The organism is Paraperibacillus esterisolvens, assembly GCF_046237625.1.
Lineage (GTDB): Bacteria > Bacillota > Bacilli > Bacillales > DSM-1321 > Paraperibacillus > Paraperibacillus esterisolvens.
Map to the genome: position 1 here is coordinate 3,834,487 of NZ_CP143545.1, position 13,588 is coordinate 3,848,074.

19 protein-coding genes are annotated in these 13,588 nt (G+C 43.1%); all 19 read right to left on the minus strand.

The features are described from left to right. Nucleotides 1–60: 60 nt before the first annotated feature. The gene (hpf, locus tag V1501_RS19385; protein ID WP_409290510.1) at nucleotides 61–627 is read right to left on the minus strand and encodes a ribosome hibernation-promoting factor, HPF/YfiA family; all 567 of its coding nucleotides are present in this window, start codon (nucleotides 625–627) and stop codon (nucleotides 61–63) included. Nucleotides 628–883: 256 nt separating this feature from the next. Next, entirely contained in the window at nucleotides 884–1,333 is a 450-nt protein-coding gene (locus V1501_RS19390) for a hypothetical protein (RefSeq protein WP_409290511.1), read from the minus strand. Between the two features lie 107 nt (nucleotides 1,334–1,440). Further along, on the minus strand, nucleotides 1,441–1,788 hold the full coding sequence (locus tag V1501_RS19395; protein WP_409290512.1) for a flagellar protein FliT: 348 nt from the start codon (nucleotides 1,786–1,788) through the stop codon (nucleotides 1,441–1,443). Continuing rightward, a complete protein-coding gene (fliS, locus tag V1501_RS19400) occupies nucleotides 1,788–2,189 on the minus strand; it encodes a flagellar export chaperone FliS (RefSeq protein ID WP_409290513.1) in 402 nt (133 codons plus the stop codon). The genes V1501_RS19395 and fliS overlap by 1 nt, the downstream gene beginning before the upstream one ends. Nucleotides 2,190–2,207: 18 nt before the next feature. Continuing rightward, nucleotides 2,208–3,731 (minus strand): flagellar hook-associated protein 2, encoded by a 1,524-nt coding sequence (locus V1501_RS19405; RefSeq protein WP_409290514.1) that lies wholly within the window; start codon nucleotides 3,729–3,731, stop codon nucleotides 2,208–2,210. A 15-nt stretch (nucleotides 3,732–3,746) separates the two neighbouring features. Then, nucleotides 3,747–4,106 carry a flagellar protein FlaG gene (flaG, locus tag V1501_RS19410; protein ID WP_409290515.1) on the minus strand — a complete coding sequence of 120 codons (360 nt, stop codon included), beginning with the start codon at nucleotides 4,104–4,106 and terminating at the stop codon, nucleotides 3,747–3,749. Nucleotides 4,107–4,335: 229 nt separating this feature from the next. Beyond that, a complete protein-coding gene (locus V1501_RS19415; RefSeq protein WP_409290516.1) occupies nucleotides 4,336–5,169 on the minus strand; it encodes a flagellin in 834 nt (277 codons plus the stop codon). A 283-nt stretch (nucleotides 5,170–5,452) separates the two neighbouring features. Further along, on the minus strand, nucleotides 5,453–5,713 hold the full coding sequence (locus V1501_RS19420; protein WP_409290517.1) for a hypothetical protein: 261 nt from the start codon (nucleotides 5,711–5,713) through the stop codon (nucleotides 5,453–5,455). A 31-nt stretch (nucleotides 5,714–5,744) separates the two neighbouring features. Continuing rightward, nucleotides 5,745–5,885 carry a hypothetical protein gene (locus V1501_RS19425; RefSeq protein ID WP_409293467.1) on the minus strand — a complete coding sequence of 47 codons (141 nt, stop codon included), beginning with the start codon at nucleotides 5,883–5,885 and terminating at the stop codon, nucleotides 5,745–5,747. A 165-nt stretch (nucleotides 5,886–6,050) separates the two neighbouring features. After that, entirely contained in the window at nucleotides 6,051–7,046 is a 996-nt protein-coding gene (locus V1501_RS19430; RefSeq protein WP_409290518.1) for a flagellin, read from the minus strand. Nucleotides 7,047–7,320: 274 nt separating this feature from the next. Continuing rightward, the gene (gene hag / locus V1501_RS19435; RefSeq protein ID WP_409290519.1) at nucleotides 7,321–8,253 is read right to left on the minus strand and encodes a flagellin Hag; all 933 of its coding nucleotides are present in this window, start codon (nucleotides 8,251–8,253) and stop codon (nucleotides 7,321–7,323) included. Nucleotides 8,254–8,387: 134 nt separating this feature from the next. Beyond that, nucleotides 8,388–8,615, minus strand: a complete 228-nt coding sequence (gene csrA / locus V1501_RS19440) for a carbon storage regulator CsrA (RefSeq protein ID WP_409290520.1) — start codon at nucleotides 8,613–8,615, stop codon at nucleotides 8,388–8,390. A 7-nt stretch (nucleotides 8,616–8,622) separates the two neighbouring features. Further along, on the minus strand, nucleotides 8,623–9,060 hold the full coding sequence (gene fliW / locus V1501_RS19445; RefSeq protein WP_409290521.1) for a flagellar assembly protein FliW: 438 nt from the start codon (nucleotides 9,058–9,060) through the stop codon (nucleotides 8,623–8,625). 11 nt (nucleotides 9,061–9,071) lie between these two features. After that, a complete protein-coding gene (locus V1501_RS19450) occupies nucleotides 9,072–9,644 on the minus strand; it encodes a DUF6470 family protein (protein ID WP_409290522.1) in 573 nt (190 codons plus the stop codon). 53 nt (nucleotides 9,645–9,697) lie between these two features. Beyond that, entirely contained in the window at nucleotides 9,698–10,579 is an 882-nt protein-coding gene (gene flgL, locus V1501_RS19455) for a flagellar hook-associated protein FlgL (protein ID WP_409290523.1), read from the minus strand. Between the two features lie 12 nt (nucleotides 10,580–10,591). Then, nucleotides 10,592–12,193 (minus strand): flagellar hook-associated protein FlgK, encoded by a 1,602-nt coding sequence (gene flgK, locus V1501_RS19460; RefSeq protein ID WP_409290524.1) that lies wholly within the window; start codon nucleotides 12,191–12,193, stop codon nucleotides 10,592–10,594. Nucleotides 12,194–12,208: 15 nt separating this feature from the next. Next, nucleotides 12,209–12,703, minus strand: coding sequence for a flagellar protein FlgN (locus V1501_RS19465; protein ID WP_409290525.1), 495 nt, complete (start codon nucleotides 12,701–12,703; stop codon nucleotides 12,209–12,211). Between the two features lie 57 nt (nucleotides 12,704–12,760). Further along, nucleotides 12,761–13,024 (minus strand): flagellar biosynthesis anti-sigma factor FlgM, encoded by a 264-nt coding sequence (gene flgM, locus V1501_RS19470; protein WP_409290526.1) that lies wholly within the window; start codon nucleotides 13,022–13,024, stop codon nucleotides 12,761–12,763. Nucleotides 13,025–13,153: 129 nt separating this feature from the next. Continuing rightward, entirely contained in the window at nucleotides 13,154–13,558 is a 405-nt protein-coding gene (locus V1501_RS19475; protein ID WP_409290527.1) for a TIGR03826 family flagellar region protein, read from the minus strand. Nucleotides 13,559–13,588: the final 30 nt, after the last annotated feature.

Consider the following 13,588-nt stretch of genomic DNA (forward strand, 5'->3'; position numbering starts at 1 on the left):
ATTTCTACAAAAAAATGCCTCGCTCTTCATGAGCGAGGCACTTTTTTTCTATTAATATATTCAACTCGGTTCAATCAGCCCATACCGGCCGTCGTTCCGCTTATACACGACATTCGTCACATTTGTCTCGGCATTCGTGAAGACGAAGAAGCTGTGGCCGAGCATGTTCATCTGCAGGATGGCTTCCTCGCTGTCCATCGGCTTCAGGTCGAAGCGCTTATTACGGACGACTTCGAGCTCATTGTCATCCTCAAGGTCCACAACCGCCGCACTCGCTTCGGCTTCGCTTTCCCTTGATACGAACATATCCTGGATGCCGCCTTTTTCGCGGACCTTCCGATTGACCTTCGTTTTATGCTTGCGGATCTGCCGCTCTAATTTATCAGTAATCAGGTCGATGGCTGCATACATGTCGCCGTTTGATTCCTCAGCACGGAGGACCAGGTCGGACATCGGGATGGTCACCTCAACCTTGGTGGATTTATCGTTATACACCTTTAAATTAACATGCACATTTGCATTTGGAGTGTCATTAAAATACCTCTCTAACTTGCCAATCTTCTTCTCCACATAATCCCGCAAAGCTTGAGTTACTTCAATGTTTTCACCACGAACATTATAATTCATAGATGAATCCTCCTTTATTAAGGTATACCTATAAATTCTACGATACCCTTTACAAATCCTTCATAAACTAATAAAAAATTTGTCGAAATATATAAGTTTTTTTGCTGTTACCGGTTTAAAAGGGATTATCTAAGTATAAGCCGTGTGAAAATAAAAAATGCCGGACCGATGGATTATTTTTCGTGTTTGTCATTTTTCCTTTTCGCTTACAAACATAATAAAAGGCCCTCCCGATCTCGGGGGGGCCTTCGGTTTTTTACTTTTGGACCTTCACAGTGGTACTTCCAATCACTAAATACCCGTTTACTTCACTCCGAAGCTCCACTCTTACTTCTGAAGCGTTCCAGTCGAAATCTGATCGTTCAAATTTGAACTGGCCGTTTTTCGCCTGGTTGTAGTATCCGTTATTGCTGTTAAGAGCTTTTACTCCGTTAAGTGAAGTACGGTCTAAATTCATTTGACCGTTCACTCCGGCAGGAAGCTCTGCCCTCACGGTAAATATTCCTTTGTTGCCTTTGATTACTTTTGGCGTTACTTCTATTTCTGCCCCGATATAAACAGACAGCGTGTATTTTTTCACAGCAGCATTTCCTGCTTCATCTGAAGCTGAAATGGTTATTTCATACCTGCCCGGCTTATTAAAGGAAATCTCCTCTCCTTTTTGAAGGCTGCGGACAGTAGCTGCTCCAGGCTCAAGAATGGTCAATTTCTGTTCTTTAACCCCTGGAAATTGCCGTTAGATCTAAATAAATATGTTATGACTTTTCAGTACTTGTTCACAAAATAAATACAGCCCGCAGTTGGGGCTGCTAATTATTTCCGTTTATCATAGAAATAGCCATCGGTAGCTAATGCTTGATATGGATTGATATACTTCTGGCTGCCGGACTTTTTCTGCTGAAGTTTTTTAATGTCCCGCTGTATTTCTCTTTTGATTTCAGCCAGTTTGTCATTTACCTGCTTTTCAAGACCGATTAGCAGCAGGCCTGTCGTTTTTTCTTCATCTGAAAAAGGCGCTGTGGCTGCTGCAAGAAGCGACTGGCGCTCCTCCAGGATCCTTTCAATTTCAGAAACCTGCTCTTCCCGTTTTTCTTCTGTGGATGACTGCATGATATCTATAAGCTTAAGCGAAAGATTGCGATATGGCAGCAGGCGGTTCATTAAATGGCCCCACCCTGTCCATATTGCTTCTGACGGTTTGCCTGGATGACCTGCTTCCAGGTATCACGAAATTCACCAACTAGACCTTCTACCTCATCAAGGATGCTAATGTCATTCTTGATATTCGCTTCCATGAGACGGCGGTTCATATAGTCATATAGAGCCATCATATTATGAGAAATTTCCAGGTTCATATTCAAAGTGACCATTAATTCCTGAATGATTTTCTGCGCCTTCTGAAGATTTGTATTCTTCTCTTGTATTTGTTTCCTTTCTATAGCAGCTTTTGCCTGGTGGATAAACTTAATGCAACCGTTATATAACATTAATGTAAGTTCGCCCGGTGAAGCAGTATTGACGCTGTTATTCTGATATGCCTGGTAAGGATTTTGCAATGCCATCTGTTTCTTCCTCTCTTATTAGCCCCCGCTGAACTGCTGCATTATGTAAGCAGACTGCGAATTGGCTTTTGAAATTGCTTTTTCCATGGCTGTAAACTGACGGTAGTAGCGGTCTTCGACCTGTATAAGGCGGTCTTCGAACCGGTTGATAGAATTATTCATATTGTCCAGCAACCGCCCAATCGTGAAAGATTGGTTTGTCATTGTCGTCTTCCCTGCTTTTTTCTCAATATTAAGCATGGTCTTCTTAATAGAATCACGCATCCTTTGAGCAAGCCCCTGGTCCGCTGTTGAGTTTGTAGTGCTTTCTTTTTGAAAAAGCTCATAGATGGCATTCGGATCCTTGGCAATGGCTTCCCTCAGCTTGGTTTCATCGATTGTCAGTTTCCCTTTATCCAGGTAATTGCTAGTTGTAGTAATGCCAATTTGAGAAAGCTGACTGAAACCAGTGGTACCACTAACTGGAGTATATAAAGCAGTACGCAGTTGGTTCAAGCCGCTGGACAGGACGCTGTCATTTCTTAATGTCCCGCTCTTGGCCTTTTCCTCCCATTGCTCAATTTCCTTCTCTTCCATTTCAGCTTTTTGTTCTTTCGTCAAAGGCTGGAAGCTGCGGTAGCGTGTTTCAGAAACCTCACCGCTGATTTTGGCGATGGTTTCGTTGTATTTAGTTACGAATTTTGTAATGGTATCCAGCACCGCATCAACATCAGAGCTGGAGGAATAAGTAATGGATGTTGTAGTTGGAGCTTTTAATGAGTACTCTACCCCATTAACTTGAAATGTGTTGCTCGGTCTTTCAGTATTAAGACCATTCAGTTCAAATTTAGCATTCACTCCTAAGGAGCCTGTTTTGTTTGGTATCGAATTAGCAGCAAGTACATTATTTGCTTCAAGTGCAAGGTTAGAAGTCAAAAAGCCTCCGGTTAGAACTATTTCTGGGTCTGTATCTGTCCCTGCATTCCCAGAGTTTTTAGCAGTAACGGACAGCTTCTGACTGACTGAATCAAAGAACATCGTTACACCAGATTCCTTGTTCACCTTATCAATCACAGACTGCAGCGTTTCTTTAGTAGGGTCAAATTTTATCTCTATAGCGTTAGCCGGCATTCTTCCTTCTTTATCAATAGCATTTATGGTGATTGTCTGTTCCCCAGAGATACCATAATTACTAAGAGTTGTCTTAGGATCCATTGTGATCTTTGACTTACTGAACATTGTGGCAGAAGAAGCTAACTGTGTTACTTTAATCGACCCGCTGAAATCTGTAGTAGAATTAATGTTTTTAATGCCTACTGCATTGGGGTCCGATATTGAAACAGTTTTCTTTAAATAGTTTCCCTGCTTGCCAATCCCGTCAAAAATGCTCTGATCCAATTCGAACAAAGCCTTGCTTATTGATCGGAAATCGTCACGCTGCCATTCTGTAAACTGTTTCTTTTGGTTCAGTTTGTCGAGCGGAACCCGCTCCGCCTTCATTAAGTCCTTTATCATCTGGTCCGTGTCCATACCACTGGCGAGACCACTGATTCTCGTTGTCATCCTGGCTCACCTCTATTAAATCTTTTTATCGATCATAATTCCCAAGAAATCAGTCATTTGGGCGTAAAAATCCAACAGCTTCTTGGGTGGAATTTCTTTTATAAGTTCATTTGTATCACTGTCTACAATAGTCACATAGTATTCGTGGAGTTTCTCGTGAAATTCAAACTTCAAAGCTGTATGGGTGGGGTTTAAGAATTTATTAAATGTCTCCACTATGTCATTAACTTTTTCTTTTGTAATTTCTGGACGGTCTCTGTAACCTTCTTCTGTTTTTATGCTTTCATGTTCGCTCGTGATTGCACCTTTAGTCTGTATATTCTCTGTTTTTATTCTGGTTGCAGCAGGTGATAGATTCAAAGTTATGCGTTCCATCAAAATAATCCTCCGCTATGCGCATTAATCTTACTTTTATTATCGGAAAGAAATTTTATTTATTTAATTTTTTATTTATAAATAGATTATTATTCCAGAACAACTTGGTTTTAGGGTCATGGGACTCTATAAATAAAAATCGTTTAAATTAAAATCTACAGAGAGCCTTAAAAATACAGACCCTAGGAATATCCTAGAGTCTATATTTTTACTCTATATACATTCATAATCAACGCAGCAATTGAAGTACACCCTGTGACTGTTGGTTAGCCTGCGCAAGCATTGCTTGAGCAGCCTGCGACAGAATTGAATTTTTTGTTTGGTTCATCATTTCTTTTGCCATGTCGACATCCCGGATTCGAGATTCGGCTAGAGTAAGATTTTCATCAGCGATAGCTGAAACTGATATTGCTTTTTCCAATCGATTCTGAGAAGCTCCTAAGCGCGAACGCTCTGATGATACATAGGCGATTGCTCCATCAAATATAGAGATGTTATCATCTGTTTTACTTAAGATGCTAACATTATCAATACCTAACGACTGACTGGTTACATTTACAAATTCGATGTTCATTGAAGGTCCAATTCTTACGGAAGCAGAAGCGGTGCTTATGGCTGGCCATCTTTCTATAAAAGCGGTTAAAGGATTTAGTAAGTTAGGATTGAGGGTATCCGGTACAGTTGTGTTATCATCTCCACCGCCAATTGCCCCTGTGTCTGCATCAAATAAATTAATATTTGAATTGGCTAGTGTGGCATTCGTTTTAAAATCAGTTAGGAAAGAGGCCTCACCTCCAATGGCACCTAAAAGGTCATTTAAAGCCTGGTCGAAAGTTTTTTCAGATCCACCCACTTTAATTTCATCAAATAAAGATTTAATTCCGCCTGGAAGCTTAGAATCTAGATATTTTACTGCTGCATAAGCTGCGGAATAATCCTCACTGGTACTATCCCATGAATCAATTTGGTTTTTCAAAGCAGCAAAATCAGCTCCGTTATTGGAATCTATCTTTAAACGTTCGTCTGCACCAGCTATGAACTCCGCAGAACCTTCTATGAACATGTTGGGAGGTCACGCATATTAGTCGTCCTTCCCATAATGGCGTGTGTCATTTCATGCGCTATGATCCTATCATTTGAAATCCAAGATCCTCCGCCGTTAGGCATAGACACGGGTGTGAAGTCGCTCATATCCAATACTAGTTTTTGGTTGATGTCTCTTCCATCAGTACCTGTCGTGTAATAAGAACCCTGCACCCATGCAACTCGGCCATCACCAGAGTTTTGAATGAATTGAATGTCAAGCGGTGCATCATCTATCCCCGCTTGTAAGCCGTAGTAGGTGGCTACTGGGTTTCATTATTTTTCAGCCAATATTTCTGCAACGCTTCGACAGCCTTCTGTTGTTCCTGGCTATCGGCTGAAGATGTAACATTTAAAATTTTTTTCGTATTAAACTCAGTATTAATGGCAATCCGGTCCACTTCTTTAACTATTTCGTCTACTTCAATCTGAATCGCTTTACGGTCATCGTCTGTCAGGGTGTCATTTTTCGCTTGCACGGATATCTCCCTGCCCCTTTGCAGCAAAGCATGAATTTCCTCCATTCCTCCCTCCGCTGTCTGCAGCATAGATATACTATCCTGAATGTTTCGCTATTCCTGCTCTACCCCCCCTGATTTGGGAACGCATTTTTTTAGAAATGGCTAGGCCTGCTGCATCATCACCCGCACGATTAATTCGTAATCCCGATGTTAATTTTTCCATAGACTTACTCATATTGATATTGATTGACGATAGATGGCGCTGGGTGTTTAAAGCCGTTATATTATGGTTAATCTTCACAAATTAGCCTCTTCTCTGTTAACAGATTGTCTTACTCAAAATCTATACAAAAAAAAGACCTTAGGAATTTCCTAAGGTCCTCCTTTGAAGCGGATAAAATTAACGAAGTAACTGAAGAACTCCCTGTGGCTGTTGGTTCGCTTGTGCAAGCATGGCTTGAGCTGCTTGAGAAAGGATACCATTCTTAGTAGAAGCCATCATTTCTTTAGCCATGTCAACGTCACGTACACGAGACTCAGCAGCAGTCAGGTTTTCAGAAGAAGTTCCCAGGTTGTTGATTGTGTGCTCCAAACGGTTTTGGTTTGCACCAAGTTTAGAACGTTCAGTAGATACTTTTTCAATAGCTGCATTAATTATTGTGATTGCTTTTGTTGCTTCTTGTCCTGCAGTAGTCGCAGCTGAAGCCGCAATTTCATCTCCACTAGCCGGTGTACCATCAGGATCGCTAGCAGCAACTGCAGCTTTTCCAACAGAAATGTTTAGTCCACCAGTAGTTTTAGCTTCCGCATACTCATTTGTCCCTGTAGTAACTGGATTATCTGGAATTGCTGCTGCATTTTCTGCTGCAGTTCCAGTAGTCGCAGCTACTCCAAGTGAAAATGCATCCATTGCATTGATAGTAAGAGACATTGTTTGGCCTTCGTTAGCACCAATTTGGAAACTTAATGATTTTCCACCTTGCCCATCAAGCAATTTCTTTGTATTGAATTCAGTCGTATTAGAGATACGGGTAATCTCTTTTGCTAACTCATCCACTTCTTTTTGAAGCTCTGTACGGTCGCTGTCTGTGTTTGTATCATTTGATGATTGAACAGCAAGTTCACGCATACGCTGCAAGATGTCATGAGTTTCGTTTAAAGCACCTTCAGCAGTCTGGATTAAAGAAATACCATCTTGAGCATTACGTGAAGCTTGATCCAAACCACGGATTTGCCCACGCATTTTTTCAGAAATTGCAAGACCAGCTGCGTCATCACCTGCTTTGTTGATACGAAGACCTGAAGATAATTTCTCCATGTTTTTAGCTTGTGCATTAGAAGCAGAAGTTAATTGACGGTGTGTGTTAAGAGCTGCGATATTGTGATTGATTCTCATTAATAATTTCCTCCTTGAATGTGTATGGCCCACATCCTTGTGTGCCCTTTTTAAAGGCTTGAAAGTTGGCCGCCTTTCAACCTTTATATTATTATTATCGGCTGTGAAAGAACCTGTTTAATAGTTGCAGAAAAATTAATTCAACATATACATATCGATATGTGTGTAAACTAATGATTTGCTCTAAATAGCGTTGAATCCTTAGACAGTTATCTTCTATGAAATAATTTAAAAAAGATGGTAGTCCATAAAGGACTACCATCCTTGTATAAGATTAACGAAGAAGTTGAAGAACTCCCTGCGGCTGCTGGTTAGCTTGTGCAAGCATAGCTTGAGCAGCTTGAGAAAGGATACCATTCTTAGTTGAAGACATCATTTCTTTAGCCATGTCAACGTCACGTACACGAGACTCAGCTGCAGTCAGGTTTTCAGAAGAAGTTCCTAAGTTGTTGATAGTGTGCTCCAAACGGTTTTGGTTTGCACCGAGTTTAGAACGTTCTGCAGATACTGTTTCGATAGCTTTGTTGATTGTTGTAATAGCTTTAGTTGCTTCTTGGGCGGCAGTAGTTCCAGTTCCAGACTTAGAAATGTTAAGACCACCTGTAGTTTTAGCTTCAACATACTCATTTGTGCCAGCTGTTGCTGGATCATCCGCAACAGCTTTTGCATTGTCAGTTGCAGTTGCAGTAGTTGCTGCTACGCCTAATGAAAATGCATCCATTGCATTAATGCTAAGGCTCATAGTTTGTTTTTCATTAGCACCAATTTGGAAATCAAGAGACTTTCCACCTTGACCATCAAGCAATTTCTTAGTGTTGAACTCAGTAGTATTTGAGATACGCGTGATTTCTTTTGCTAACTCATCCACTTCTTTTTGAAGCTCTGTACGGTCGCTGTCTGTGTTTGTATCGTTTGATGATTGAACCGCTAATTCACGCATACGCTGCAAGATATCGTGAGTTTCGTTCAAAGCACCTTCAGCAGTCTGGATTAAAGAAATGCCATCTTGAGCATTACGTGAAGCTTGATCAAGACCACGGATTTGTCCGCGCATTTTTTCAGAGATTGCAAGACCAGCTGCGTCATCGCCTGCTTTGTTGATACGTAGACCTGATGATAACTTCTCCATGTTTTTAGCTTGTGCATTAGAAGCAGAAGTTAATTGACGGTGTGTGTTAAGAGCTGCGATATTGTGATTGATTCTCATTAATAATTTCCTCCTTGAATGGTATGGCCCACATCCTTGTGTGCCCTATTATAAGGCTTGAAAGTCGGCCGCCTTTCAACCTTTACAATAGTATTATCGGAGGTACAAAGATTCTTTTAATAGTTTTTGCATAATTATTTTTCTCTTTTTATGGAAGCTATAAAATCAAGATTAACACTGGATGTTAAGGCATCCTTGTTTTCATTCTGTATTTCCAGGTAGATTTCTTTACGGAATACATCTACATTTTTCGGGGCATCGATGCCTATTTTGATTTGATCCCCGCTGACTGACAGAATCTTAATCTCAATATCCGGGCCAATTTGGATGGATTCGCCTTTTTTTCTGGTTAGTATGAGCATTTTATATTCACCCCTTCTGTCCTGAAGCGGATTTTTGCAGGGGAGTCCGGATTGAGTAGGCCGAGTCATTTAGAATCACCTGTTTGCCCAGGCGCTTTGTCCGGTTCACTACCACTGGTGCTGCAAGGTTAATCGTAGAGCTCTGGAATGGTTCTTTGACAGACATGATGGAATATACCTCCGCATCCTCCGGCTTTTCAATCTGAAGCTGCTCGATGGCAGCATCATCTAATGTGAACTCATAGGAAGGTTCAGTCAGGAACGGGATTACCAGAACAAAAGCAACATCCCTCGTTTTTACAGACTGCAATACCTGAATTTCTTCAGAGAGCGGCAGAATAATAAACTCCTTTTCCTCATTAAAACCAGGAATTCCTTCCTGGAATGCGAGAACTTCCTGTTCCGCTACATCTAATTTATCATGATACTTAGTTTGAATAATCATTTTTACCCTCCTCAGTATTTTTTATCAATCGCATTGGTAAATTCAATGGAAAGTGACGGATATTGCTTTATGCTGATTTCAGTCTGTCCTGGTGTATATTCATGGATCGGTTTAACAGCCTCGGCCGTTATCCTTGGTTTCTGCGGCACAGCATCCACCTTTACCTCTGCCGGCTCGTAATTAATCTTAACGCTGCCATGAGAGGGAATCCAGCCAATATTAAAATCGTATATAGGATTCTCACTATTACGCTTTGCCTGGTTTGCAATAGCCTTAAACCCATTCTCTATTTGCATCAATTCATCGCCGTCCGCTGCCACCCGGGCCAGCCCGCTCAGCCAATCCCCATAACCCTGCTGGGCAAATTCTTCTGTCCGCTTGAATATGCTTTTTAGGTCTACATCTTCTCTTGCCCTGGTCTGGTCAATGGTCAGTTTACCCGGTGTTGTCTCAATATTGATTTCTGCTTTAGGCTGCTCGATGGAAAGATCTGCAGCAGGCTGTTCAATTCTCTGCTGAGGCTGTATGGTTTTCATCTCCAGCTGCCCATGTATCGACTGCAGGCGTATCTGAGGTATATTCATAGGCTTACCCTCCCTATTCCGCATTGAAAAAAAAGCTATTCATATAGAATAGCTTATCGTAAAAAGTCCATTAATGTCGGCTGTATGATCTGTGCGCCTACACTTAGCGCGGCACGGTGTACACTTTCCTGGGTCTTCAGATCGGTGATGACCCGTTCAATATCGGCATCTTCATTATCAGATAATACCCGGTTTGCGAAAACCTCCTGAGTATCTATACGGGATGAGATCATTTCCAGACGATTGTAACGCGCCCCAAGGTCTGCACGCTCTGAAGATAAATTGTTAAGATGTGTATCCAGACTTGTAAGTGCAGTATCCAGTTCCGATGTTTTGTTGTCTTTCAGATCCTGAACCAGCTTTGTTAAGTCTTTAAAAAGATCCTCTGAAAAGACATTCTCCGGATTGATATTCGCTCTGAGATTGACACCTGAACCCACCGCTACATTAAATGCTTCCGTATTTAATGGTTTTTTTAATGTCCCGTCAGCATTGAGCTCGACTGGAGCATTATCAACGTTTGTGCCACTAAAGATATACTTGTCAGCAACCTTGGTATTCGCTACATTCACCAGGTCCTGCTTTAATTGGTCAATCTCAGCCGCTATGGATGTCCGCTCATCCACCGTATTGGTACCATTCTTCGCCTGCAGCAAAAGCTCACGGATCCGCTGCAGCGATGTATTCGCCTGATCCATACCGGCATCCGAATTCTCCATCCAAAGATTCAATTCAGATAGGTTCCTTTTGTACTGCTCCACCTCGGTCAGGTTCGTTCGGTAGAACATACCTTTCATGGCAACGACCGGGTCATCGGATGGCCGGGTGATTTTTTTGCCTGTGGACAGCTGGTCCTGGTATTGGCCCATCCGCTGGTAGCTGCTGCTGATGTGCTTGAGGGATGAGCCCGCAAGCATGTTTTGTGTTACGCGCATTTAGTTCTCACCTTACCTTCCGACGGTTCCCATACCGTTGATGATTTTGTCGAGCATTTCGTCCACCAGGCTGATCATGCGGGCTGATGCATTGTAGGCATGCTGGAATTGGATCATATTCGTCATCTCTTCATCCAGGCTGACACTGCTGACGGATTGGCGGCGTTCTTCCACTGACTGCTGGAGGATGCCGCTGTTGTTGGTCATCCGGATCGCTTCCTGTGACTGGACAGCCATATAGCCGATGGCGCCTTCATAATAGCTTTTGATGGTGCTGGTTTCGCCATCGATGGAGAGCGGCTGATTTTTAACCTCAGACAGCTTCAGAGCATTGCTGCCGTCACCGATTGACTTGGTTCCTGCAGCTGCAATATGGTCAAGGGAATCTGCGATATCCTTATGCAGTTTAATGCTTCCTGCTGCACCATCAGCGCTGCCCACACCGTCAAAAAAGCTCCTTGGTGTTTGGGTGCCGGCTGCTATGCTCTTCACATCCCAGCCGCTTTGATGCACTTCATTGAATTTCGCGGCAAATTCATAGGCCATTTCATCCAATTTATGGAGCATCTCCGGGTACAAGCCCTTTACAATATTTTTGCCTGTAACAGGATCGAGCGCTTTTGTTTCAAAGCCATACGAATCTACTAAACTGCGAAGCTTGCCGCTTGCCGTGAATGCTTCTATATCAATTGGAGTGCCGCTAATCTCCTCAGTAGGTTTGCCGTTTGCATCGAGCACACGCATGCCTACGGAAATGCTCTCGACCATCTTGGTGTCTTTATCATAATTTACTTTTAATTCATTCACTGTATCCGAATTGCCGCTTAGCAATGGCCGTGTGCCATTCGCCGTGACGAGTTCAATGGTATATTTGCCAAGCGCCATTGGTGTGCCGTCCGGTTTTTTGGCCGGCATGCCGCCTGTACCGGTTGATTTCACTGAGATATTGACCATGGAAGACAGCTGATCAACCAGCGAATCGCGCTGATCATATAAGTCATTCGGCAGAAGTCCGTGCGGCTCTACGTCTGCGATTTTTTGGTTCAAATTATTGATTTGATGAAGCAGCGAGTTAATCTGCGTAACTGAGACATCCATCTCATTCTTGAGGTCACCCTGGACACTTTTCAGGGTGCTGCTCAGATAGTTGAAGGTTTCTGCAACCGCGATGCCGCGCTGTCTCACAACGGAGCGGGCACCAGAGTTGTTTGGATTGATGGACAAATCCTGCAGCGATCCCCAGAACTGGTCCATGACTGCGGACAAACCGGCCTCGGACGGCTCATTCAGCACTTCTTCCATCTTTTGCAGGGAATCGGCCCTTGTCTCCCAGTAGCCGAGCTTGTTTGACTCACTGCGGTACTGGACGTCGAGGAAGCTTTCCCTTACCCTCTCAACGCTGCCTGCGGTCACTCCCGTTCCCATCTGGCCCGGGATCTGCGGCCGGTTCATCGATGGCGGCGGGAAGGCTTCGGTCTGGGTGAAATTCACGCGCTGCCGGGTGTACCCCGGGGTGTTGGCGTTTGATATATTATTGCCGGTAACAAAAAGGGCGTTCTGCTGGGTGGACATTCCCCGCTTGGCCGTTTCTAAGCCATGAAAGGTTGATATCATCTTCTGTTCCTCCGTTTATGCTCTCGAGTTAAAGTAGGACCTGCTGCCTGCCGGCTTCTGCCCTTTTTGCTGCACCGGCTTTTCATAATTGAAGTTCTGCTGTTTCGGCCGGACCATATCCAGTGATAGATTGATGAATTGCAGCGATTGATAGATCAGCTGCTGATTCAGGTAATTAACATCCTTCAGCTTCAGGATCAGTTCTGACAGCCGCACTTTTTGCGACTGCAGCGCTTCTGCCTCTTCGGGGGCGGCGGTACGTATGCATTCCGTGAGGGTTCGCTCTGTCCCCGAAGGTTGTCCTGCGAGGAATGTATTCACATAGCTTTCCCGCTCTTTTTCCAGCATGCCGATAGCCTTCACATGGTTTTGTTCATGAATCATGATTTTATTCAGGGCCGGCATGTCGCCTTTTTTAATGATCTCTGTTTTTTTCTGGGCCAGGTCATACAAGCTCTGATGGAGCTTGAGCTGTTTTTCCATGGTGTTCAGGATACTCTGGGCAGACATGTTCTCCGCGCCTCCTTTATGATCAAAAAAATGGAAACTGACCGCGTGGGGTCAGTCTCACTTACCAAAGTAATACTTGATGATGCTTTTTGCCGTTTCTCCGGCATCCACTTTGTACGTTCCGTTTTTAAGCTGCTGCTTAAGCTCTTCAACCTTCGCCTCGCGCTGTGCGGGGATCTGGGAGGTGTGCTGGAGCTCTTTTGCTGTTTTTGAAATTTCTACTTTATCTGCCTTCAGCGAGCTTTGCTTGATTTCGTCTGTTTTCTGGATCTGACGCTTGTATGGGTTCATGCCTGCCGAACTGAGATGGTTGATTTTCATAGGTAATACCTCTCCTTCAGTCGTTCGTTTTTCTCCATGTCTATATTATCGGATGAAAGGGCACTTTTTTGAATTTATTTATATTACTTTTTGTTGACAAGTTTTGCAAAAGTGTTACTTGAGGGATTTCTATCCTCTCTTAGTAAAAAATGCATTCTTGTTTTCAATATTTTGGGTTCTGGAATCTTCCTTGGCCAGCGTTTCAAGCTGACCTTTTAGACTGGAAGTACAGCTGCCGCAAAGCTTTCCTTCACGGATCAAGGTCCCGCATTTAGCACATGGATAACCGAGATTCGGGAATTGAGCGAGCTTTAATTTGCCGGTACGGATAAACTTAAGCAGCAATTCCTTATCAATCCCAACCGCCTCTACAACCTGCTCGATTGTGGCCATCCTGTTTTCCCTTTTTCTTATATAATTATAAACATTTTCATAATCTGCCTGTTCTTTTTTATAACAGCTTTCGCACACGTCCCGCACACTATTCTGGACAAAAATCGCGTCACAGCTTGGACAGTTCAATATTTCCGCCATCCCATTATCTCCCCTTGATTCCATTTATAC

Bases quoted from the DNA above. Each gene is read 5' to 3' on its own strand.
- hpf (WP_409290510.1), bottom strand. From the start codon at position 627: ATGAATTATAATGTTCGTGGTGAAAACATTGAAGTAACTCAAGCTTTG.
- V1501_RS19395 (WP_409290512.1), bottom strand. From the start codon at position 1,788: ATGAACCGCCTGCTGCCATATCGCAATCTTTCGCTTAAGCTTATAGAT.
- fliS (WP_409290513.1), bottom strand. From the start codon at position 2,189: ATGGCATTGCAAAATCCTTACCAGGCATATCAGAATAACAGCGTCAAT.
- V1501_RS19405 (WP_409290514.1), bottom strand. From the start codon at position 3,731: ATGACAACGAGAATCAGTGGTCTCGCCAGTGGTATGGACACGGACCAG.
- flaG (WP_409290515.1), bottom strand. From the start codon at position 4,106: ATGGAACGCATAACTTTGAATCTATCACCTGCTGCAACCAGAATAAAA.
- V1501_RS19415 (WP_409290516.1), bottom strand. From the start codon at position 5,169: ATGTTCATAGAAGGTTCTGCGGAGTTCATAGCTGGTGCAGACGAACGT.
- V1501_RS19420 (WP_409290517.1), bottom strand. From the start codon at position 5,713: ATGGAGGAAATTCATGCTTTGCTGCAAAGGGGCAGGGAGATATCCGTG.
- V1501_RS19425 (WP_409293467.1), bottom strand. From the start codon at position 5,885: ATGAGTAAGTCTATGGAAAAATTAACATCGGGATTACGAATTAATCGT.
- V1501_RS19430 (WP_409290518.1), bottom strand. From the start codon at position 7,046: ATGAGAATCAATCACAATATCGCAGCTCTTAACACACACCGTCAATTA.
- hag (WP_409290519.1), bottom strand. From the start codon at position 8,253: ATGAGAATCAATCACAATATCGCAGCTCTTAACACACACCGTCAATTA.
- csrA (WP_409290520.1), bottom strand. From the start codon at position 8,615: ATGCTCATACTAACCAGAAAAAAAGGCGAATCCATCCAAATTGGCCCG.
- fliW (WP_409290521.1), bottom strand. From the start codon at position 9,060: ATGATTATTCAAACTAAGTATCATGATAAATTAGATGTAGCGGAACAG.
- V1501_RS19450 (WP_409290522.1), bottom strand. From the start codon at position 9,644: ATGAATATACCTCAGATACGCCTGCAGTCGATACATGGGCAGCTGGAG.
- flgL (WP_409290523.1), bottom strand. From the start codon at position 10,579: ATGCGCGTAACACAAAACATGCTTGCGGGCTCATCCCTCAAGCACATC.
- flgK (WP_409290524.1), bottom strand. From the start codon at position 12,193: ATGATATCAACCTTTCATGGCTTAGAAACGGCCAAGCGGGGAATGTCC.
- V1501_RS19465 (WP_409290525.1), bottom strand. From the start codon at position 12,703: ATGTCTGCCCAGAGTATCCTGAACACCATGGAAAAACAGCTCAAGCTC.
- flgM (WP_409290526.1), bottom strand. From the start codon at position 13,024: ATGAAAATCAACCATCTCAGTTCGGCAGGCATGAACCCATACAAGCGT.
- V1501_RS19475 (WP_409290527.1), bottom strand. From the start codon at position 13,558: ATGGCGGAAATATTGAACTGTCCAAGCTGTGACGCGATTTTTGTCCAG.